The 19,929-nt window shown below is 69.6% G+C and carries 22 protein-coding genes and 2 pseudogenes; 14 read left to right on the plus strand and 10 right to left on the minus strand.

Annotation, left to right across the window (positions count from 1 at the left end):
• Positions 1-149 precede the first annotated feature (149 nt).
• The 12 genes and pseudogenes from P0R35_RS05875 to P0R35_RS05920 all read left to right on the plus strand — a co-directional run bounded on the left by P0R35_RS05875 (position 150) and on the right by P0R35_RS05920 (position 9,157).
• A complete protein-coding gene (locus tag P0R35_RS05875) occupies positions 150-683 on the plus strand; it encodes a DUF4040 domain-containing protein (protein ID WP_284014274.1) in 534 nt (177 codons plus the stop codon).
• The gene (locus P0R35_RS05880; RefSeq protein WP_284014275.1) at positions 680-1,186 is read left to right on the plus strand and encodes an MnhB domain-containing protein; all 507 of its coding nucleotides are present in this window, start codon (positions 680-682) and stop codon (positions 1,184-1,186) included. Before P0R35_RS05875 ends, P0R35_RS05880 begins: the two co-directional genes overlap by 4 nt.
• Complete coding sequence (locus P0R35_RS05885) at positions 1,183-1,539, plus strand: cation:proton antiporter subunit C (RefSeq protein ID WP_284014276.1); 357 nt, start codon at positions 1,183-1,185, stop codon at positions 1,537-1,539. The genes P0R35_RS05880 and P0R35_RS05885 overlap by 4 nt, the downstream gene beginning before the upstream one ends.
• The gene (locus P0R35_RS05890; protein WP_284014277.1) at positions 1,532-3,022 is read left to right on the plus strand and encodes a monovalent cation/H+ antiporter subunit D family protein; all 1,491 of its coding nucleotides are present in this window, start codon (positions 1,532-1,534) and stop codon (positions 3,020-3,022) included. The genes P0R35_RS05885 and P0R35_RS05890 overlap by 8 nt, the downstream gene beginning before the upstream one ends.
• A complete protein-coding gene (locus P0R35_RS05895; protein WP_284014278.1) occupies positions 3,019-4,698 on the plus strand; it encodes a cation:proton antiporter in 1,680 nt (559 codons plus the stop codon). The genes P0R35_RS05890 and P0R35_RS05895 overlap by 4 nt, the downstream gene beginning before the upstream one ends.
• Positions 4,698-6,448, plus strand: a pseudogene (locus P0R35_RS05900) (Na(+)/H(+) antiporter subunit D). The gene P0R35_RS05895 and the pseudogene P0R35_RS05900 overlap by 1 nt, the downstream one beginning before the upstream one ends.
• Before the next feature lie 197 nt (positions 6,449-6,645).
• Positions 6,646-6,867: an archaellin/type IV pilin N-terminal domain-containing protein gene (locus P0R35_RS16395; protein WP_345782761.1), complete on the plus strand. Its 222-nt coding sequence runs from the start codon at positions 6,646-6,648 to the stop codon at positions 6,865-6,867.
• A 55-nt stretch (positions 6,868-6,922) separates the two neighbouring features.
• Entirely contained in the window at positions 6,923-7,093 is a 171-nt protein-coding gene (locus P0R35_RS16400; RefSeq protein WP_345782762.1) for a hypothetical protein, read from the plus strand.
• 128 nt (positions 7,094-7,221) lie between these two features.
• The gene (gene hpt, locus P0R35_RS05905; protein WP_284014280.1) at positions 7,222-7,788 is read left to right on the plus strand and encodes a hypoxanthine/guanine phosphoribosyltransferase; all 567 of its coding nucleotides are present in this window, start codon (positions 7,222-7,224) and stop codon (positions 7,786-7,788) included.
• 103 nt (positions 7,789-7,891) lie between these two features.
• Entirely contained in the window at positions 7,892-8,296 is a 405-nt protein-coding gene (locus tag P0R35_RS05910; protein ID WP_284014281.1) for a hypothetical protein, read from the plus strand.
• A gap of 76 nt (positions 8,297-8,372) precedes the next feature.
• Complete coding sequence (locus P0R35_RS05915) at positions 8,373-8,618, plus strand: hypothetical protein (RefSeq protein ID WP_284014282.1); 246 nt, start codon at positions 8,373-8,375, stop codon at positions 8,616-8,618.
• Positions 8,618-9,157 carry a hypothetical protein gene (locus tag P0R35_RS05920; protein WP_284014283.1) on the plus strand — a complete coding sequence of 180 codons (540 nt, stop codon included), beginning with the start codon at positions 8,618-8,620 and terminating at the stop codon, positions 9,155-9,157. The genes P0R35_RS05915 and P0R35_RS05920 overlap by 1 nt, the downstream gene beginning before the upstream one ends.
• 45 nt (positions 9,158-9,202) lie before the next feature.
• On the opposite strand, the gene P0R35_RS05925 is transcribed toward P0R35_RS05920, so the two are convergent.
• The 9 genes from P0R35_RS05925 to P0R35_RS05965 form a co-directional block, all read right to left on the minus strand.
• The gene (locus tag P0R35_RS05925) at positions 9,203-9,463 is read right to left on the minus strand and encodes a hypothetical protein (protein ID WP_284014284.1); all 261 of its coding nucleotides are present in this window, start codon (positions 9,461-9,463) and stop codon (positions 9,203-9,205) included.
• Positions 9,464-9,543: 80 nt separating this feature from the next.
• The gene (locus tag P0R35_RS05930) at positions 9,544-10,008 is read right to left on the minus strand and encodes a hypothetical protein (RefSeq protein ID WP_284014285.1); all 465 of its coding nucleotides are present in this window, start codon (positions 10,006-10,008) and stop codon (positions 9,544-9,546) included.
• Positions 10,001-10,483 (minus strand): hypothetical protein, encoded by a 483-nt coding sequence (locus tag P0R35_RS05935; protein WP_284014286.1) that lies wholly within the window; start codon positions 10,481-10,483, stop codon positions 10,001-10,003. The genes P0R35_RS05930 and P0R35_RS05935 overlap by 8 nt, the downstream gene beginning before the upstream one ends.
• 3 nt (positions 10,484-10,486) lie before the next feature.
• Positions 10,487-11,875, minus strand: coding sequence for an ABC transporter ATP-binding protein (locus P0R35_RS05940; protein WP_284014287.1), 1,389 nt, complete (start codon positions 11,873-11,875; stop codon positions 10,487-10,489).
• Positions 11,845-13,002: an ABC transporter ATP-binding protein gene (locus P0R35_RS05945; RefSeq protein WP_284014288.1), complete on the minus strand. Its 1,158-nt coding sequence runs from the start codon at positions 13,000-13,002 to the stop codon at positions 11,845-11,847. Before P0R35_RS05945 ends, P0R35_RS05940 begins: the two co-directional genes overlap by 31 nt.
• Before the next feature lie 16 nt (positions 13,003-13,018).
• A complete protein-coding gene (locus P0R35_RS05950; protein ID WP_284014289.1) occupies positions 13,019-13,981 on the minus strand; it encodes an ABC transporter permease in 963 nt (320 codons plus the stop codon).
• Positions 13,981-14,901, minus strand: a complete 921-nt coding sequence (locus tag P0R35_RS05955) for an ABC transporter permease (RefSeq protein WP_284014290.1) — start codon at positions 14,899-14,901, stop codon at positions 13,981-13,983. Before P0R35_RS05955 ends, P0R35_RS05950 begins: the two co-directional genes overlap by 1 nt.
• A gap of 210 nt (positions 14,902-15,111) precedes the next feature.
• The gene (locus tag P0R35_RS05960) at positions 15,112-17,184 is read right to left on the minus strand and encodes an ABC transporter substrate-binding protein (RefSeq protein ID WP_284014291.1); all 2,073 of its coding nucleotides are present in this window, start codon (positions 17,182-17,184) and stop codon (positions 15,112-15,114) included.
• A 238-nt stretch (positions 17,185-17,422) separates the two neighbouring features.
• The gene (locus P0R35_RS05965; protein WP_284014292.1) at positions 17,423-17,701 is read right to left on the minus strand and encodes a hypothetical protein; all 279 of its coding nucleotides are present in this window, start codon (positions 17,699-17,701) and stop codon (positions 17,423-17,425) included.
• A 99-nt stretch (positions 17,702-17,800) separates the two neighbouring features.
• On the opposite strand from P0R35_RS05965, the gene P0R35_RS05970 reads away from it, so the two are divergent.
• The gene (locus P0R35_RS05970) at positions 17,801-18,499 is read left to right on the plus strand and encodes a DJ-1/PfpI family protein (protein ID WP_284014293.1); all 699 of its coding nucleotides are present in this window, start codon (positions 17,801-17,803) and stop codon (positions 18,497-18,499) included.
• A 30-nt stretch (positions 18,500-18,529) separates the two neighbouring features.
• Here P0R35_RS05970 and P0R35_RS05975 read toward each other — a convergent pair whose 3' ends face one another.
• The gene (locus tag P0R35_RS05975; RefSeq protein WP_284014294.1) at positions 18,530-18,811 is read right to left on the minus strand and encodes a transcriptional regulator; all 282 of its coding nucleotides are present in this window, start codon (positions 18,809-18,811) and stop codon (positions 18,530-18,532) included.
• 113 nt (positions 18,812-18,924) lie between these two features.
• Between P0R35_RS05975 and P0R35_RS05980 the strand changes: the two are divergent.
• Positions 18,925-19,894: pseudogene (locus P0R35_RS05980) on the plus strand (nucleotidyltransferase family protein).
• The last annotated feature ends 35 nt before the right edge of the window (positions 19,895-19,929 follow it).

Genomic DNA, 19,929 nt, shown 5'->3' on the forward strand with positions numbered 1-19,929 from the left:
TCCGACGGCCGCCCACGCCATCGTCCGGGCGGCCGCAGAACAGGAATCGACCCGTGGACCGTCGACGACGCCGCCGACGAGTCCGCGGGCGCCGCCGACCCGGCGAGCGACGCCGGGGGCGAGCCCGCGACCGACGGGGGTGACGGCCAGTGACCCCCGTGGAGGCCGTCCTGTTGGTGTTCGTCCTCGCGACGGCGGTCGCGACGGCGGTCCTGCGGGACGTGCTCGCGGTGATCATCGCGTTCGCCGCCTACAGCCTCGGGATCGCCGTCGTCTGGCTCCTGCTTCGGGCCCCCGACGTGGGGTTGACCGAGGCGGCGGTCGGCGCCGGCGTCACCACGCTGTTGTTCCTGTTGACCATCGCGAAGACCGTCCGGCCGCCGAGCGACGAGCTGTTCGTCGACGTGAACCTCCCGGCGCTGGGCGTCTCGGGGCTGCTCGTCGCCGCGCTGGCGACGACGCTGACGGCGCTGCCCGAGATCGGGTCGTCGTCGACGCCGGTGGCGACCTCGCGGGTCACGAACTACTACCTCGACAACGCCTACGCGGAGACGGGCGTCGAGAACGCCGTGACAGCGGTGCTGGCCGGTTACCGGGGGTTCGACACCCTCGGCGAGGCGGTCGTCGTGTTCGCCGCGCTCATCGGGCTGCTGGTCGTGCTCGACCGGGAGGTGCTCGCGTGAGCGACTCCACCGGGACCGCGGCCGACGACCGCCTCGAAGTGGGGGCCGAACGCCCGCCGCGACCGTACGTCGAGAGCCCGATCATCATGGCGACCGTCCGCATCGTCGCCCCGTTCGTGTTCTCGCTGGGGGCGTTCGTCATGTTCCACGGCGCCGACTCCGCCGGCGGCGGCTTCCAGGGCGGCGTCATCGTCGGCACCGTCGTGTTGCTGATCGCCATCGCGTTCGGCATCGGGCCGACCCGCGAGTGGATCTCCTCGTCGCTGTTGACGCTGCTGGTCGTGTTCGGCGTCCTGCTGTTCGCGGGGATCGGGCTGACCGCCCTCGTGTTCGGGGGCGCGTTCCTCCAGTACGAGGTGATCCCCGTGTACGAGGCGACCAAGTACGGGATCGAACTGGTCGAGGTCGGGATCGGGATCATCGTCTCGGGCACCGTCGTCGGCCTGTTCTTCGCGCTCGCGGCCGGCTACCGCGACCCCGACGGGACGGAGGGGGAGCGATGATCGCCGCGCTCGCCGACCGCGCGTACTTCGTGGCGGCGTTCCTGCTGCTGGGCGTCGGCGCGTACATGCTGATCGGCGACCGGAACCTCGTGAAGAAGGTGATCGGCATGAACGTGTTCCAGTCGGGGATCTTCCTGTTCCTCGTCGCCTCCGCGTTCGTCACCGGGGCCTCGGCGCCGCTGCTCACCGAGCCGGCGCCGTACGTCAGCCCGCTGCCGCACGTGCTCATCCTGACGGCCATCGTCGTCGGCGTGAGTCTCACCGCGGTGGCGCTCGGGCTGATCGTCCGGATCTACGAGGAGTACGGCACGCTCCGTGCCGACCTCGTCGAGGAGGTGGGCGACGGTGAGTGACCTCGTCGCGCTGCTCGTCGTCGTCCCGCTGTTGGGGTCGCTCGTGGCGCTGACTGCCGGCATCGTCCGCGACGAGTCGGGCTGGGCGGTCGCCCTCGTAACGCTCGCGGTGCAGGCGGCGATGGCCGCGACCGTCGCGTGGAGCGTGCTGTCGGGCGAGGCGATCAGCTACGCCGTCGGCGGCTTCGAGCCCCCGTTCGGCATCGAACTGTACGTCGACGGCCTCTCGGCCGCGATGGTCGTGCTCGTGCCCGCCGTCGCGCTCGGCGTGCTCGCGTACGCCCGGCGCGCGGGGCCGCGCTCGAACCGCTTCTACGCGACGTACCTCCTGCTCGTCACCGGTCTGACGGGCATGTCCGTCACCGGCGACGCGTTCAACCTCTACGTGTTCCTCGAGATCACCGGGCTGACCGCGTACGCGCTCGTCGCGAGCGGCGACCGCGGTCGGTCCGCGGTCGCGGCGCTGAAGTACCTCCTCGTGGGGACGTTCGGCGCCTCGCTGTACCTGCTGGGGATCGGCTACGCGTACGTCGCCACCGGCACGCTCAACATGACCGACCTCGCGAGCGAGTTGGCCGCCGTGGGCTACGCGTCGCCGCTGGTCGGGGCCGCGTTCGCCTTCGTCGTCGTCGGCCTGTTCGTCAAGGTCGCGATGTTCCCGCTGCACACGTGGCAGCCGGGGGCGTACGAGGGCGCGCCCGACGCCGTGAGCGCGCTCATCGCGTCGCTCGTCTCGACGGTGAGCGCGTACGCGCTCGTCCGGGTCGTCCTCACGGTGTTCACGCCGGAGTACCTCGCGGCCGTGCCGCTCGCGCGGACGCTGCTCGCGGCCACCGCCGCCGTCAGTATCGTCGTCGGGAGCCTGCTGGCGGTGTCTCAGACCGACATCAAGCGGATGTTGGCGTACTCGTCGGTGTCGCAGTTCGGCCTGATCGTCGCCGCGCTGTCGGTGACGAACGGCACCGCGCTCGTCGGCCTCGCGGTCCACCTCGTGGGCCACGCGGTGATGAAGGGCGGGCTGTTCCTCGCGGCGGGGCTCGTGTCGACCGGCACCGGCGCCCGGTCGGTGACGGAGTACGACGGACTCGCCGGGCGGATGCCCGTCGCCGCGGGGACGTTCGGCGTGCTCGTGCTCGCGATGGTCGGGGTCCCGCCGGCCGTCGGCTTCCTCGGGAAGTGGTACATCGTGCTCGGGACGCTGGAGGCGGGCGCGTGGGCGCTGGCGACCGTCATCCTGCTGTCGACGCTGCTGACGCTCGCGTACTTCGCCCGCCTGCTCGAACGGATGTACTTCCGCGACGCCGCGGAGGCGGCGCCCGACGCGACCGCCGTCGCCGACGGCGGCGAGGGCGACGCCGACGGCGTCTCCACCGGTATGTACGCCGCAGCCGTCGCGGCGGCGCTGTTGGCCGTCGCGCTGGCGGCCGCCGTGCCCGCCTACCAGGCGGCGCTCGGTCCCACCGTCGAGGTGCTCCTGCCATGACAGAGATCACGTCACTCAGACCGCTCGCCGCGGTCCTCGTCTCCGCAGCCGTCATCGTCCCGATCCTCCTGTCGGGGAACCGACCGAACCTCCGCGAGTCGTGGACCGGGCTCGCGGCGCTGGCGAAGTTCGCCGTCGTCGCGAGCATGGTTCCCGCCGTGCTCGCCGGCGACACGTACGTCACCGACCTCGGGGAGTTCCTCCCGGGGGTCCGCTTCGCGCTGGAGGCGGACGCCCTCGGCGTGCTGTTCGGCCTGCTCGCGAGCCTCCTGTGGATCATCACCAGCAGCTACAGTATCGGCTACATGCGCGGTCTCGACGAACACAACCAGACCCGCTACTTCGCCGCGTTCGCGGGCAGCCTATCGGCGGCGATGGGCGTGGCGTTCGCGTCGAACCTGCTCGTGTTGTTCGTGTTCTACGAGCTGCTCACGGTCGCGACGTACCCGCTCGTCGCCCACGACGAGACCGACGAGGCACGCGCCGCCGGCCGCAAGTACCTCGCGTACACGTTCGGCGGCGGCGTCGCCGTCCTCGCCGGCACCGCGCTCGTGTACTGGCTCACCGGCACCGTCGCGTTCACGCCCGGCGGCATCGAAGCCCTCACCGGCGCCGACCCGCTGTTCGCCCGCCTCGCGTTCGCGCTGCTGGCGGCCGGCTTCGGCGTGAAGGCCGCGCTGATGCCGCTGCACTCGTGGCTCCCGGACGCGATGGTCGCGCCGACGCCGGTGTCGGCGCTGTTGCACGCGGTCGCGGTCGTCAAGTCCGGCGTGTTCGGCATCGCGCGCGTCGTCCTCGACGTGTTCGGGCCCGACGCGGTCGCCGACCTCGGGATGGGGCTCCCGCTCGCGGCGGTCGCCGCGTTCACGCTGATCGTCGCGTCGGTGATCGCGCTGCGACAGGACAACCTCAAGCGCCGGCTCGCGTTCTCGACGGTGAGCCAGCTGTCGTACATCGTGCTCGGGTTGGCGGTGTTGGCGCCCACGTCGCTGGTGGGCGGCCTGCTCCACATCCCGGCGCACGCGTTCATGAAGATCACCCTGTTCTTCGCGGCGGGCGCGATCCACGTCGAGACCCACACCGACGACATCTCCGACATGGCGGGCATCGGCAGACGGATGCCGCTGACGATGACGGCGTTCGCCGTCGCCGCCGCGGGGATGGCGGGCATCCCGCTCGTCGCCGGCTTCGTGAGCAAGTACTTCCTGCTCATCGGCTCGGTGTCGGCGGGCCAGACGCTGTTCGCCGTCGCCTTGCTCGTCTCCGGGGTGATGAACATCGGCTACTTCTGGCCGGTGGTGTACACCGCGTTCTTCGAGACGCCCGAGGACAGCGACGAGAAGCCGCTGATCGAGGGCCCCCTCGGCGGTCGCTTCGCGTGGGGCCGCGCGGCGGTCGCGGAGGCCGACGCCGCGGGCGGTGACGCCCCGAGCGACGCCGTCGCGGACGGCGGCCACGCCGCCGACGGCCACACCGACGCCCACGGCCACGGCGACGGGCACGCCGGCGGCTGGGAGCGCCGCAGCTGGACCGGCGGCGAGTCCACGTGGTTCATGCTCGGCCCCATCCTGGCGGTCGCGTTGGGCTCGATCGTGCTCGGGATCGTCCCCGACGGGGCGGTGTTCCTCAGGGTCGTCCGCCTCGTCGTCGCGGGTGTCACGGGGGTGACGGTCTGATGGTGGACCCCGTGGTCCCGCCGTTCCTCGCCGTGCTCGCGGCCGCGCTGGTCGTCCCGGTGCTCGGTCGCCGCGGGGGCCACGCGGTGGGCCTGCTCGTCACGGCCGCGGTCGTCCCGTACGTGTGGCTCGTCCCCGACGGGGCGCACATCCAGACCCTGTTGTTCGGCTTCGACGCCGTCCTGTTCAACGTGGACGGCTTCTCGCGGCTGATGGGGCTCGTCTTCGGCTTCATCGGCGCCGTCGCCGTGCTGTACTCGTGGGCCAGCGGGGCCGACGAGCGGCAGACGGCGTTCGCGCTCGGCTACGTCGGCACCAGCCTCGGCGCCGTCTTCGGCGGCGACTGGCTCACCCTGATCTTCTTCTGGGAGCTGATGGCCGTCACCAGCACGCTGCTGGTGTGGCACTACGGCGGCCGTGCCGTCCGCGCGGGCTTCCGTTACGCGCTGCTCCACGGCGTCGGCGGCACGCTGCTGCTCGGCGCCGTGGTCTGGCAGTACGTCGAGACGGGGACGTTCCTGTTCACCGGCGAGGGGCTCGTCGGCGCGGTCGCGCCGATCCTCGCCGGGGTCGGCATCGGCGTCAACGTCGGCTTCATCGGGCTCCACGCGTGGCTGCCCGACACCTACCCGCGCCCGCACATCGCCGCCAGCGTCTTCCTGTGTGTGTACACCACGAAGACCGGTGTGTACGGGATGTACCGCGCGTTCCCCGAGGGGGAACTGGCGATCGCGTACATGGGCGCGCTGATGGCGCTGTTCGGCGCGTCGATGGCGCTGCTGCAGAACGACATGCGCCGGCTCCTCTCGTACCACATCCAGTCGCAGGTGGGGTACATGATCGCCGGCGTCGGCCTCGGCACGGCGCTGGCGACCGCCGGCGCGTTCGGTCACGTGTTCAACCACATCCTCTACAAGAGCCTGCTGTTCATGACCGTCGGCGTGGTCATCTACCGCACCGGCGAGGAACACCTCGAGGAACTCGGCGGGCTGTGGCGTCGGCTGCCGCTCACCGCCGTCGCGTTCCTGATCGCGGCGCTGTCGATCGCGGGGTTCCCCGGGTTCAACGGCTTCGTCTCGAAGGGGATGGTGCTGGGCGCCGCCCACAAGGAGCACTACGACGTGATGTGGTACCTCCTGCTCGCGGGGGGTGTCGGCACCTTCCTCTCGTTCATCAAGCTGGGGTACTACGTGTTCCTCCACGGCGAGTACGACGGCGACGTGCGGCCCGCGAACGCGGGGCAGAAGGTCGCGATGGTCGCCGTCGCGATCCCGTGTGTGGCGTTCGGGATCTACCCGCCCGCGCTGTTCGCGATCCTCCCGGACGTCGGGAGCTTCGAGTACACCACCTTCACCGTCGGCCACGTCGCGGAGGGGCTGATCCTCGCGGCGCTCGGTGTGGTCGGGTTCGTCCTCCTGAAGAAGCCGCTCGGGAAGGTCGGCCGCGTCCCCGACGTGGACGCCCTGTACAACCGGGCGGGCTTCTACGGCACCCGCGCGCTCGTCGTCGGGGTCACGGGCTGTACGCCGCCGTCGACCGCGCGACCGTCGCGACCGCCTCGGGGGTCGCCGCGACGGTCCGCGACCCGGCCGCCGCCCTCGCGCGCGTCGGCGTCGTGCGGTCGCTCGCGGGCGACGGGGCGGCCGACGGCGACCGGCCCGCCGGGGACGTCGACCTGCGTGCGGGCTTCGGGGCGAGCGTGCTGCTCGTCACGCTGCTGTTGGTGGTCGCGCTGCTGGTGCTCGTCTGACCGACGCGCCCTCTCGCTTTCTCCGTCGCGTTCCCGGCGCCCGCCGCCGACGGAACGGCCGACGGCGTCCGCGCCGAACGGTGCTATCCGTCCGGTAACGCCTCGACAGCGAGTGTATACCAATCAGGCCGGCCGCCGTCGGACCGGACACCCCGCGTGGCCTTCGGCCCGCCCGACGCGTCCGCGCGGTCCCCCCGATGCGCACCGCAACGCCCTCACCCGACACCCGAACCGACGCCGACCCGCCCGAGCGGGCGCTGTCCCCGCTCGCCGGCGTCGCGGTGATGGTCGTGCTCACGGTGGCGCTGGCGGCGCTCATCGGGTCGCTCGTCGTCGCCGCGGGCGTCGCCTCGCCCGGGGTCCCCCGGCGGCGGCGTTCGAGTTCACGTACACGGCCGTCGACGACGGCTACCGTGTGACGGTCACGCACGCCGGCGGCGACACGGTCGCGGCCGCCGACGGGGGTCGCTCGCGGTGGTCGCGGCGTCCGGCCAGCGCGTCGGCTTCGACGACCGCGTCGTCGCCGGGGACTCGGCGACCGTCGGCGAGGCGACGCCGGTGCCGCCGGACACGGTCGTCCGGGTCGTCTGGACGGCGCCCGGCGGACGGACGAGGGTGCTCGCGACCGACCGAACGCCGGCGTAGTCGCCCCCGGCCGCGCGACCGAGCGCCGGAGCCGCGGGGCGACGGCGCCCCCTCGGCATCGTGACCTTCGACCGACACCGCGGCCGGTGATCCGCCGCGCTTTTCACCCAGCTAGCGGTACCGGCGACATGGACCGCTTGCGTCAGTCCCTGCTGGACGCGCCGATCATCGAGAAGGGGGAGTACCAGTACTTCGTTCACCCCATCAGCGACGGGGTCCCGATGCTGGAGCCGGAGCTGCTCCGCGAGATCGTCATCCGGATCATCCGCAAGGCCCAGATCGAGGACGTCGACAAGATCGTCACCCCCGCCGCGATGGGGATCCACATCTCGACGGCGCTGTCGCTGATGACCGACATCCCGCTGGTCGTCATCCGCAAGCGCGAGTACGGCCTCGACGGCGAGGTGTCGCTGTCCCAGCAGACGGGCTACTCGGAGTCGGAGATGTACATCAACGACGTGTTCGAGGGCGACCGCGTGCTCGTGCTCGACGACGTGCTGTCGACGGGCGGCACGATGAACGCCATCCTCGACGCGCTCACGCACATCGGCGCGGACGTCGTCGACGTCGTCGCCGTCATCAAGAAGGCGGGCCCGAACAAGCTCGACGACACCGACCACTCCGTGAAGACGCTGATCAACGTCACCGTCGAGGACGGCGAGGTCGTCGTCGTCGACGCGAACGGCGACGGATAGCGTCGGCGGGCCGACGGCCTGACGGCGGGGGTGACGACGCGCCCGCCGTCGTGCGGCCGCCACGCTCCCGTGTCCTTATGTCCCGCCCGTCCCGACCGTGAGTATGGTTTCGACTCGCTTCCTCGGCGTGATCAGCACGTCGATGCTCGTCGTCGGCGCGCTGTCGATCGGGCAGGTGCTGCACCTCACGGTCGTCACCGGGCAGGTCGGCTTCACCGCCACCCCGGTCGTCGTCTACGGCGTCGCCGGCGTGGTCGCGATCGCGATCGGCTACCGCGCCCGCCGCCCCGTCGCCGAGGAGTACGCCCTCACGAGCGACGCCCGCGAACGGGGCGAACACGAGCGCCGACGCGCCGACGCCGCGGGGGCCGACGACGCGAGTCCCGACTCGCCGACCGGCGCCGACGACGCGTTCGACCCCGCGATGAGCCCGCTGGGCGACGCCGAGCCCGGGGACGCGGAACGCGCGCGCCGCGAGGGGGGCGACGACGCGACCGAGTCGCGCTGAGTCGGCGCGCGTCCGAGCCGTGTGTCACCGCGTAGCGAGGGAGTTAAGAGCGGGGACTAACACCGTTGACGTACGAATGTCCGTCCGCACCCGCATTCCGGAGTCGGTGAAGGGACCGCTCGGCGTGGTCTCGCTCGCCGTGATGATCCTCGGACTGGTGGTCGGCTACATCTTCACGATGATCGGCGTGACCCTGTACTTCGGCCTCAACGGGATCGAGGGGATCTCGACCGGCGAGTCGGTCCTCGTCGTCGCGACCGGCCTCGTGTGTCTCGTCGCCGGCTACTTCGGCTGGAAGGGCTTCATCGGGTTCGCGTACTGATGCGCTACGATATCAGAGAGCACCCGCAGGCGCCGCCGGTCGACGAGCTTCGGGAGTTCACCCTCGTCCCCGTCTCACGCGAGGAGATCGAGACGCGCCTCGCCGACGGCGAGGAGCTGTCCGAGCTGAACCTCCGCGAGGCCCGCAACGACGTGAACGTCGAACTGGACCCGGACCCGACCGGCCGCGGCGAGCACGACGACGTCGGCACCGCGCTGTACCGGCTGGTCCAGCTGTTCGGGACGCCGAACGTCCCGGGGTACGACGCCGGCAGCGACCTCTCGGACCGCGACGACGAGACGTTCAAGTACCTCCTGCGGCTCGTCAACGAGTCCGACGAGGACGAGCGGACCCTACCCGACGAGTGGCTCGTCACCGTCTACGACTACCACGTCGAACTCGGGATCGGCCTCGCCGGCTGGTCGGGCGAGACCGACCCCGCGGAGTACGGCGACGCCGTCCAGATCGTGACGATGGCGCTGGTGACGAACGTCGTCTCCGAGCCGCTCCAGTGCGTCTACAAGGACAAGTGGTTCTGACCGGCTGAGCCGAGCCGGCGGCGCGGTCCGCGCGGCCGCCCGTTCTCACCGACCCGTGGTGTAGTGCATGACGCCGAACACCGCCGCCAGCGACGCGACCAACAGCCCGCCGAACGCCGGGACGACGGTCGACTCCGGGTACAGTCCCGCCCAGTACCCCGCGTACGCGACGGTCACCAGCGCCGGCACCGACAGGAGGAAGAACAGCGACGAGAGGTACGACGCGAGCGTCGGGTCGTTGCCGTCGTTGGCGTAGGTGCCGCGCTCGCGCACCGACTTCTCCTCGGTCGGGATGTCCCTCGGCATCGACTGTGGGTATCGCTCGGGTCGACAAAGGCCTGTCGTCGCACCCCCCGTGCGGTCGGCGAGCGCGACCGGGCGGCCGGTCACGCGGTCGCGCCGTCGTACACGATGGCCAGCAGGTAGCCGGTGAACTGCAGCGGCACTTGCCCCAGCACCGCGAGGGTGATCACGTCGCGTAGTTCCGGCAGGAGGGCGAGCCCGCCGAGCGTCGCGATGTCCAGCAGGACGTACGGCGCCACCGCCGTGGCCCCGGCGACCGCGAGCCCGAGCACGACCGCCGTCGCCAGCGAGAGCAGGCTCGTCCGGAGCTGCTCGCACAGCAGCTTCACCAGCGCGCCCGACACGAGGACGAGCGTCCCCGACAGGAGGTCGCTCGTCCACGCGGGGGCGACCGCCGACTGGCGGACGTTGTACATCGCGGTGCCGGCGACGACGCCCGCGAGGACCCCTACGACCAGCGCCGCCACGACCCGCTCGCCGCGGGTCCCGTAGGAGGCGGACGCCGGGTTGAGCGCGGCGTGCCACACCGACGTGTCCTCCTTAGACATCGGCCGAGAACCTCCGGTCGCGCAGTTCCGCGGTCACCGTGCCCGAGACGACTGCGCGCCCGTCGGCGATCGCGGCGCGGGTCCGCTCGACGTTCTCCCGCGGCAGGTCGACCAGCACGGTCGTCTCCGTCGACCCCCGCGCCGGGACCCGGAACGTCCCGCTGCCGTCCGCGAGCCGGGCCGTCCTGGCGGAGACGAGGCGGTTCTCCGCCTCGGCGCTCCCGTCGAACACGCCGATCACCGCCGGCCGGATCGTCACCGGGACGCCGGTGGGGTTGGTCACGGTGAACTCGATCGCGACCGTCGGCTCGTCGCCGTCGCTCACCGACAGGTCGGTCGGCGTGAACGCGAGGCCGTCGCGCTGTTGCCACGCCAACTGGCCGGTCGCGGTCGCCGCGAACGACGCGACGCTCACGACCAAGCAGCCGGCGAGGAGGAGGAGGAGGACCCGTTGGGTGCGCGGGGACCGGACCACCGATCAGTCCTCCGCCGCCGCGGGGGCGATCCCCGCGGTCGACGAGTCCAGTTCCTCGAAGCCGGGCTCGTCGTAGAGGTGACACGCGACCTCCCGGGTGCCCGCGGGCTGGGGCTCGGGCCGTCGCGACTCACACGGCGTCGTGATCGCCTCGTCCAGCGTCGCCAGCGCGCCCTCGGTGTCCCCGTCGAGGACGGCCCCGGCGGCGTCGACCAGCGTCTCCCGGGCGGCCGGCGGGAGGTCGATGCGGGCGATGTCGACCTTGCTCCCGCCGCTCTCGATCTCCGTCTCCGAGCGGTACTCCTCGGGGATGTCGAGCGTCAGGCCGTGCTCGACGAGCGCCTCGGCGTCGGCGATGTCGGCCGACTCGGCGCTCTCGGCGCTGAGGTCGCCGCGACGGACCTTCAGCTTGAACTGGTAGGCGCGCCGGAACGCCTCCTGCGTGCCGTCCCAGCCGTCCGGCGGGATGATGTGGGCACACCGCGGGTGGTACCGGCAGCCGCTCGGGGGGTTGCGCGGCGACGGCACCTCGCCGGTCGCGTTCGCGCGGCGCCGCTCCTCGCCCAACTCCACGTCCGGCACCGCGTCGAACAGCGCCTCGGTGTACGGGTGTTTGGGGTCGTCGATGATGTCGTCGGTCGGCCCCTGCTCGACCATGTTGCCGAGGTACATGATCCCGGCGCGGTCGCACATGTAGCGGATGAGCGAGAGGTCGTGACTGATGAACAGGTAGGTGAGGTCGTACTCGTCTTGGAGCTCCTTCATCAGGTTGAGCACGCCCGCCCGGATCGACACGTCGAGCATCGACACCGGCTCGTCGCAGACGATGAAGTCCGGGTCGACGACGAGCGCCCGCGCGATCGCGATCCGCTGGCGCTCCCCGCCGGAGAGCTCGTCCGGGAACGCGTCGAGGTACACCTCCGCGGGGCCGAGGCCGACGTCCTCGAGCACCTGCTTGACCCGGTCGCGCCGCGCGTCGTAGTCGCCGACCATGTCGTTGATCTTGAGCGGCTCGGCGATGGTGTCGTACACCGTCATCCGGGGGTTCAGCGACTCGAACGGGTCCTGGAAGATCATCTGGACGCGCTTGCGGAACTCGCGCTCCTCCTCGCGCGTCATCTCGGTGATGTCGTTGCCGTCGAAGCGGATCGCCCCCTCCGTCGGCTCGTGGAGCTTCACCAGCATCTTCCCGAGGGTCGTCTTCCCGCAGCCGGACTCGCCGGCGATGCCGACGATGTCCCCCTTGTGGATGTCGAGGGAGACGCCGTCGACGGCGCGGACCGGCTGGGGCTCGCGACCGAGCACGGTGTCGATGATCCCCTGTGACTGGTCGAAGAGCTTCCGCAGCCCGTCGATCTCTACTAGCGGCTCTCGATCCTCTGCTCGGTCCATGTGTCTTCGTTGAGTGCGTCGGTCCGCAGCTGTTCGAGCTCGTCGATACGGTAGCACGCCGACCCGTGTGCGCGCTGGTCGGTCGCCTCGCGGAGCCGACCGGTCGACTCGGCGTCGGCGACGTCGTACATCGGCGGGTGCTCGGCGTGACACTCCTCGATCGCGAACGGGCACCGCTCGCGGAAGCGACAGCCGGGGTCGGGGTCGCGCAGCGTCGGCGGCGTCCCCGGGATGGACACGAGGTCCTGGTCCGCGGAGGTGATCGTCGGGAAGGAGTTCTTCAGCCCGAGGGTGTACGGGTTCGCGGTCTCCCCGAAGATGTCCTCGGTGCGGCCGGACTCCATCACCTTCCCGCCGTACATGACGGCCATCCGGTCGCAGATCTCCGCCATCACCGAGATGTCGTGGCTGATGACGAGGATCGAGACGCCGAACTCGTCCTGCAGTTTCTCGAGCTCCTCGAGGATGCGGTCCTGGATGATCACGTCCAGCGCCGTCGTCGGCTCGTCGGCGATGAGGAGGTCCGGGCTACACGCCATCGCCATCGCGATGACGGCGCGCTGTTTCATCCCGCCGGAGAACTGGTGGGCGTAGTCGTCGGCCCGGTCCGGCTCGATGCCGACACGCTCCAACAGGTCGCGGGCGCGGTCGTGGGCCTCCGCCTTGGTCGTCTGCGGCTCGTGCCGGAGGATCGCCTCGACGATCTGGTCGCCGACCTTGTACACCGGGTTCAGCGCGTTCATCGCCGACTGCGGGATGATCGCGATGTCGCGCCAGCGCATGTCCCGGATCTGTTTGTTCGTCAACGCCGCGAGGTCGGTCTTGCCGTCCTCGCGGACCGGCTTGTCGGGGTCGTCGATGACCGACTGCTTCGCGTCGCCGTTCTCGTCGGCCCACTGCGGGAGCGTGCCGTCGAACCAGACGTTCCCGCTCTCGATGTAGCCGTTGTCGTCGAGCAGGTGCACCAGGCTCTTCGCGAGCGTGGTCTTCCCGCAGCCCGACTCGCCGACGAGCCCGTACGTCTCCCCGCGGTCGACCGAGAAGCTCACCCGGTCGGACGCGTGGACCGCCGACCCGTCGTCGATCGCGTAGCGGATCGAGAGGTCGTTTACTTCGAGTAGTGTCATTGGATGTGTCGTCGTGTCACCGCTGTGGGTTGGTCACGTCCTCCATCGAGAAGCCGATGAAGTAGAACGATGCGGCCATCAGCATCAGCGCGAGGCCCGGCGGCAGCAGCCACCACCAGGCGTCGAAGATGTACCCCTGCGACTTGATGTTCTCCAGCATGATCCCCCAGGAGTTGGCGGTGAAGTCCGCCAGCCCGAGGTACGCCAGCGACGCCTGCGCGATGACCGCGCCCGCGGCGTCCTGCGCGAGGAACACGAACGAGATGGGGAGGACGTTCGGCATGATGTGCCGGAAGATGATGCGGGTGTCGGACGCGCCGGCGACCTTCGCGGACTCGACGTACGACCGCTCCTTCAGCGAGAGCGTCTCCCCGCGCACCGTGATGCAGTTGTTCAGCCAGGAGGTGACGGCGATGCCGATGATGATGTTCGTCGTCGTGATGCCGCGGATGGCGACGAGCACGATCAGGAACGGCAGGAACGGCAGGCCGTACATGATGTCGACGAACCGCTGGATCGCCTCGTCGATCCACGTGTCGCCGTAGAACCCGGAGATGAGCCCCAGCGGGACGCCGACGAGACTGGAGAGCAGCCCCGCAGCCAGCCCGATGTACATCGCGTTCTTCGCCGAGTAGATGAGCAGCGAGAGGATGCCGTTCCCGTTGGCGTTGGTCCCGAGCGGCGCGAAGAACGGGTCCCCGAACGCGGGCGGGTGCGGCAGCGACCGCACCTGCTCGGCGGTGAGCCGCGACTCGATCGGCGGCTCGCCGATGTACGCGATCCACTCGGTGGAGTGCGGGGCGAACACACCGGGGATGATCGACCACAGGGTGAACACGACCAGGATGACCAGCCCGACCACGCCGATCCGGTGTTCGGTGTAGCGGTCCCATCCCCGCTTGAGCCGCTCGATGCGGGGCTCCCACCGTCGTCTGACCGATCCGCCGTCCGTGCCTGAGTCTCCTTGTTGCGTAGCCATTATTCACCCTCCCCGAACTTGATCCGGGGGTCGAGGTACGTGTAGATGACGTCGGTCAGCAGCCGCATCACGACCACGAGCACGGCGAGCATGAAGAACGTCGCCTGTGCCACCGGGAAGTCGCGGTTGAGGACCGACGAGACGATGATCTGTCCCATCCCGGGCCAGTTGAAGACGTTCTCGACGATGACGGAGCCGTCGATGAGGAACGCCAGACTGACGACCGCGCCGGTCGCGACCGGGATCAGTGCGTTTCGTGCCGCGTGCTTCACCATGACCGTACGCTCCGAGAGGCCCTTGGCGCGCGCGAGGAACACGTAGCCCTCGTCGGTCACCTGGTTCATCGTCGGGCGCATGATGAGCATCGAGCCCACCCAGCCGATGAACGTGAGGCTCATGATCGGCAGCGCGATGTGGTACAGTACGTCCCGCATCACGGTGAACGCCGTCCACTGGAACTCGGGGAACTGGGTGAACATGTAGGCGCTCGGCAGCAGGTCCAGCTCGTAGTTGAACACCCAGATGAACAGCCACGAGATCCAGAAGCTGGGCATCGAGTACAGTAGCAGCGACGTGCTGAAGATGGACTTGTCCTTCCTGGAGCCGCGCCACCAGCCGAGGTACATGCCCACCAGCGGACCGACGATGAACCCGATGATGAACGTCGACCCGAACAGGACCAGGGTCCGCGGCATCCGCCGGATCATCAGGTCCCACACCTGCGTGTTGTAGGTCGGCGACCGGCCGAAGTTCCCGGTCTGGTAGTTGATCATGAAGTTCAGGTACTGTCTCCATAATGGTTCGTTCAGTCCCCACGTCTCCCGGATACGCGCGATCTGTTCGGCCGTCATCCCCGACGAGATCATGCTCGTGATGAACGAGCCGGGCATGCTCCGGAGGAGAACGAACAGCAGCGACATGATTACCAGGAGCGTCAGGTACGAAACGACGATCCGTTTTGCGAGGTATTTTCCACTGATTCTGGTCATGCGTTTTGGGACCCTTTCGCGTACTACTGTATCACGAAGGTGTCGGTATGAAGTTGTTGCATCCGTGTTCCGGGCGGGCGACGCCGACAGGGACTCCGGCGGGGAGACGGAGTGCCCGGCGTCGCGCGCGCGGCGACGGCGTTACTCCTGCTGGTAGACCTGGAGGAACTGCGTCCCGAGGTACGTCGAGCCCGGGCCGGGGATGTTCCCGATGACGCCGCCCCACTCGCTGGTGTTGACGGGCCACTTCTGCACGCCGTAGCTCACGACCATCGTCGGGAAGTCGAGGTAGATGCGCTCGACGGCCTCCCGCGACAGGTCGTTACGCTCCTCCGGGTCGAGCGTCGTGCGGGCCGAGTTGATCAGGTCGTCGGCGCCCGAGTTCTCGCCCACGCCGTACCCCATCGCGTTGTTGTACAGCGTGTCGGTGTTCGAGTCGTCGCCCTCCGTCTCGACGACGGAGTGGTCGTCCGCGTTGTCGGAGTGGAACAGGCTGTACAGCGTGTTCGTCGCGAACGGCGAGAGGTTCACCCAGCCCATCGAGAACATATCGAAGTCCTCGCTCCCGTAGGCACGGGTGACACGGGTGTTGAACGAGACGACCTCGCGGTCGACCGGGATCCCGATCTGGCGCAGCGAGCCGAGCCAGTCCTCGACCATCTGCGCGGTCTGGGGCGACTCGCTGGCCGGGCTCAGCAGCATCGTCAGCGGGCTGCCGTTGATCTCGGTGATCGTCTGGCCGTTGACGCGGATCTCCTGGTCCGGCTCCTCGTCGGCGTTGACGAGGACCTCGGACTCGACCGGGCCGAACGAGTAGTCGTGGACCTGCTCGGACTGCGTCGAGGTGACGCCGGTGAGGCTGCCGGGGTACTCCTGCCCGGCGTAGGTGCCGCCCTCGCCCGTGATGATGTCGCCGTCGGCGAGGAACGAGCGGATCGCCTCGACGTTCGGGACGCTCGGGCTCGACTGGCGGAAGGCGAACGCCTGCGTCGACGGACCCGTGAGCAGTTCCTGATCGGTGCCGGTCTCGGGACGGACCGCCGTGTACCCCGGCGGCATGACGAAGTCGCCCTCCTGCTCGTAGCCGCGCGAGAGCTGCTGGTTCCAGTAGACGTCGTCGAACGCGAAGCCGAGCACCTGCCGGAACGCCTGATCGTCGAGCGGCGTGCGGCGGAGGTTGAACGAGTAGTGGCCGTAGCCCGTGTCGAACCCGTCGATGAGTTCGAGGTTCTCGTCCTCCTGGGCGTCCTCGATGCGCGAGGTGCGGATCGAGCTGTACAGCGAGTCGATGTCGCCGTTGAACAGCGCCTGGTGGAGCGCGGACTCCGAGGAGTAGACGCGATAGCGGATCGCGTCGACGAACGGACCGCCGGGGATGATCCCGGGGACGTCCTCGCGCCAGCTGAGGTTAGAGAGCGTGTACTCGCCCTCGCGGTCGGTGTACGAGACCTCGACGGCCGTGTCCGGCTCGTAGCGGGTGACGACGCCCGGGCCGAGGCCGACGGGACCGCCGAAGTCGGTGTCCTGCGGCGCGTACGTGTTGTAGTCGTCCACGTCCTCCCAGCGGTGACGCGGGAGGATCGGCAGGCCGAACTGGTCGTACGCGAACGTACTGTTCGGCTGGTTCAGCGTCATCACGAGGTCCCAGTCGCCGTCGTGCTCCTCGATGGAGACGATGGGGTTGATGGACGCCGCGTAGCCGCCGGGGACCTGGTCCATGTAGTAGTTGTACGTGAACAGGACGTCGTCCATCGTGAACTCCGTCCCGTCGTTCCAGGTCAGCTCGTCGTCGCGGACGTTGATGTACAGCTCCGTGTTGGGCTGGTCCGTCTCGCCGGTCTCGTCGAGCACCTCGTAGTCCCAGTCGGTGAAGACGTTGGGGTGCATCTCGAAGTTGACCGGGTCGATGGCCGCGCCCGACTCGTACGTCTGTCCGTAGATGATGCTCGCGTACGCGGAGGAACTCGCGAGGGCGTTGAGCGTGTCGGGGGCCGTCCCCATCCCGAGGTTGAAGATGCCGCCACGGGGGATGTCGCTCTCGTCCTGCTGGTTCTCCGTCGGCGTCTGGTCATCGGTGGGCGTGGATCCGCCGCTGTCGGTCTCCGTGTCACTCCCGCCGTTGCCTGAACAACCGGCGAGACCGGCCGAGACCGCCGCGACACCGGTCCCCTGGAGGAACCGACGACGGCTCGATCCGGACTGATTATCGGACATACGGACGCCACTAATGGTATGCTGTACTTAACTGTGGGGGATCCTCTCATGAGGGATCCACATAGTTTCCGGGTGAGTGATCCACTCGCATTCCGTTTTCTTACGTTTGAGCACTCACATCGAATGTTTTCGTGAGATATTGTCGAATACTGTGATGACTATCCGCACGGCGAATACCGCCGCGAACCCAAACTCGGCCGGCGACGTCGGCGGCGGAGAACCGCCCCCGGTATCCCCCTCACTCGCCGCGGGCCAGACCGCGTGCGCGCATCCCGAAGTACATCGCCAGGGTGACCGCCGCCATTCCGCCCGACAGGTACGTCGTCGCCGGAGCCGAATCGACGCCCTGTTGTGCGAGTTCCATCCCCAGGAAGGCCCACACGGCCGCGGTGGCGAACCCGACCGCCATCGTGCCGTAGCCCGCGGCCTCGCGGTCGGACGCGTGGAGGTAGATCCCTACGGTCAACACGACGCCGCCGATCACCGCGAGGACCGTCCGCGTCCCGACTGCTGCCATGCCACCCCGTTGCGAGTCCGTCGGTATAAGCGGCGCGGGCCGGACGGGTCCCGCTGGTGCCGTCACGTTTTCCGGTGGCGCGGTCCCAGCATGGGCTGGATGACCGACACACAGACGGCGCTGTTCGTGGTCAGCGAGGAGGGGTACTGGGCAGAGGAGTGCATCGAGCCGCTCACGACGCTCGACGACGCCGGGGTCGAGGTGACGGTCGCGACCCCGTCCGGGTCGCAGCCGGTGGTCGACGAGCGGTCGCTCGACCCCGAGGACATCGGCGAGGAGACGGCCGCCCGGTTCCGGGAGATCCACGAGACCGACGACCGACTCGCCGACCCCGAGCCGGTGGCGGCCGTCGACGCGGCCGACTACGACGCCGTGGTGTTCCCCGGCGGTCACGGCACGGTGTGGGACGTCAACCAGGACGTGCACGCACGGACGGCCCTGCGCGAGGCGGTCGAAGGCGAGCACGGCACCGCGCTCGTCGTGTGTCACGCGGTCGGGATCCTCGGGTTCGCCCGCGACGGCGACGGCGGCTCCCTCGTCGACGGCCGCGACGTGACGGGGTTCCCGAACGAGTGGGAGGAGGGGATCGTCGACGAGTACGACCGGATCGAGGGGCGCAAACTCCCGTACTGGGTGGAAGACGAGGTCGTCGCCGCGGGCGGCAACTTCGACGCCGAACTCGACGCCGACACGAGCGTCACCGTCGACGGCGACCTGATCACCGCGCGCGGACCGGGCTCGTCGTCGGCCGCCGCGGAGACGTTGCTCGCCGAGTTGGGCGTCGAACTCCCTGCCTGAGCGGGCGACGGGGCGCCGTCCCCGGCGGGCTCACCGGATGACGAACGCCGGTTCCTCCACGCTCTCTCCCTTGCACTCCGGACAGCGGGAGGGGGCGTTGATCGGGTCGTCGAAGCGGTCGAAACCGCAGTCGCGACACTCCGGCGGCGCCACCAGGAACTCCTCGCCGTCGGGGAGCGACCGCGCGACGTGGTCCAGGTGGTCGTAGACGGTCGCGCGGGGCACGTCGAACTCGGTCGCGAGCGCGCTCGCCGTGAGCGCGCGGTCGCGGAGTTCGTCGGCGATCCGCTCGCGCGTCGTTCGCTCGGGCATACCCGGACGAGAGGGGTCGGGGGGGCCGAATCGGTTTCGCCCGGGCACCGCTCGCGGGGCCGGCGGTCGAGCGAGAGGAAAGACCCTTGTGAGATGCCAGTGAGCGTGACGGTATGAAGGCAGTAGTGCTCGCGGGGGGGATACGCGACCAGACTGTGGCCGATCACGCGGAACCGACCGAAGATGCTCCTTCCCGTCGGCGACGGCACCGTCATCGACGAGATCTTCGCGGACCTCGAGGCGGACGACCGCGTCGACGAGGTGTTCGTCTCCACGAACGAGCGGTTCGCCGAGGAGTTCGACGCCTATCTCGCCGACTCCGAGTTCCGGAAACCGACCGTCTCCGTCGAGGACACCAGCGAGGAGTCCGAGAAGTTCGGCGTCGTCGGTGCGCTGGCCCAACTCATCGAGCGGGAGAACGTCGACGACGACCTGATCGTCGTCGCCGGCGACAACCTCATCTCCTTCGACGTCGCCGACTTCGTCGACTTCTTCGAGGAGAAGGGGACGCCGACGCTGGCGGCCTACGACGTCGGGTCGCGCGAGCGCGCGAAGAGTTACGGCCTCGTCCAGCTCGACGGCGACCAGGTCGTCAACTTCCAGGAGAAGCCCGACGACCCGCAGAGCACGCTCGTGTCGATCGCCTGCTACGCGTTCCCGCGTGAGACGCTGCCGGACTTCGCGGAGTACCTCTCCGACGGCAACAACCCCGACGAGCCCGGCTGGTTCATCCAGTGGCTCCAGTCGCGCCAGCCGGTGCACGCGTTCACCTTCGACGAGGCGTGGTTCGACATCGGGACGCCCGAGAGCTACCTCGACGCCGTCGCGTGGTACCTCGGCGGGGAGTCGGTGGTCCACCCCGACGCGACCGTCGAGAACTCCGAGATCGGCGACGACGTGTACGTCCTCGCGGGCGCGGAGATCACCGACTCGACGATCTCCGAGTCGGTCGTGTTCAGGAACGCGCGCGTCCACGGCGCCGACGTCCGGCGCAGCATCATCGACGAGGAGACCGTCGTCGACGGCCTCGACCTGTCGGGCGCCCTCGTGGGCGCCCACTCGCGGCTGACCAGCGACGAGTAACCCCCGGCGGGCGCGGCGGCGCGCGCCCCTTCTCC

It is taken from the genome of Halobaculum litoreum, assembly GCF_030127125.1.
Taxonomy (GTDB): domain Archaea; phylum Halobacteriota; class Halobacteria; order Halobacteriales; family Haloferacaceae; genus Halobaculum; species Halobaculum litoreum.

Bases quoted from the DNA above. Each gene is read 5' to 3' on its own strand.
- P0R35_RS05960 (WP_284014291.1), bottom strand. From the start codon at position 17,184: ATGTCCGATAATCAGTCCGGATCGAGCCGTCGTCGGTTCCTCCAGGGG.
- P0R35_RS05970 (WP_284014293.1), top strand. From the start codon at position 17,801: ATGACCGACACACAGACGGCGCTGTTCGTGGTCAGCGAGGAGGGGTAC.
- P0R35_RS05945 (WP_284014288.1), bottom strand. From the start codon at position 13,002: ATGACACTACTCGAAGTAAACGACCTCTCGATCCGCTACGCGATCGAC.
- hpt (WP_284014280.1), top strand. From the start codon at position 7,222: ATGGACCGCTTGCGTCAGTCCCTGCTGGACGCGCCGATCATCGAGAAG.
- P0R35_RS05895 (WP_284014278.1), top strand. From the start codon at position 3,019: ATGACAGAGATCACGTCACTCAGACCGCTCGCCGCGGTCCTCGTCTCC.
- P0R35_RS05950 (WP_284014289.1), bottom strand. From the start codon at position 13,981: ATGGCTACGCAACAAGGAGACTCAGGCACGGACGGCGGATCGGTCAGA.
- P0R35_RS16395 (WP_345782761.1), top strand. From the start codon at position 6,646: ATGCGCACCGCAACGCCCTCACCCGACACCCGAACCGACGCCGACCCG.
- P0R35_RS05955 (WP_284014290.1), bottom strand. From the start codon at position 14,901: ATGTCGCTGCTGTTCGTTCTCCTCCGGAGCATGCCCGGCTCGTTCATC.
- P0R35_RS05910 (WP_284014281.1), top strand. From the start codon at position 7,892: ATGGTTTCGACTCGCTTCCTCGGCGTGATCAGCACGTCGATGCTCGTC.
- P0R35_RS05965 (WP_284014292.1), bottom strand. From the start codon at position 17,701: ATGGCAGCAGTCGGGACGCGGACGGTCCTCGCGGTGATCGGCGGCGTC.
- P0R35_RS05975 (WP_284014294.1), bottom strand. From the start codon at position 18,811: ATGCCCGAGCGAACGACGCGCGAGCGGATCGCCGACGAACTCCGCGAC.
- P0R35_RS05885 (WP_284014276.1), top strand. From the start codon at position 1,183: ATGATCGCCGCGCTCGCCGACCGCGCGTACTTCGTGGCGGCGTTCCTG.
- P0R35_RS05920 (WP_284014283.1), top strand. From the start codon at position 8,618: ATGCGCTACGATATCAGAGAGCACCCGCAGGCGCCGCCGGTCGACGAG.
- P0R35_RS05930 (WP_284014285.1), bottom strand. From the start codon at position 10,008: ATGTCTAAGGAGGACACGTCGGTGTGGCACGCCGCGCTCAACCCGGCG.
- P0R35_RS05915 (WP_284014282.1), top strand. From the start codon at position 8,373: ATGTCCGTCCGCACCCGCATTCCGGAGTCGGTGAAGGGACCGCTCGGC.
- P0R35_RS05940 (WP_284014287.1), bottom strand. From the start codon at position 11,875: ATGGACCGAGCAGAGGATCGAGAGCCGCTAGTAGAGATCGACGGGCTG.
- P0R35_RS05925 (WP_284014284.1), bottom strand. From the start codon at position 9,463: ATGCCGAGGGACATCCCGACCGAGGAGAAGTCGGTGCGCGAGCGCGGC.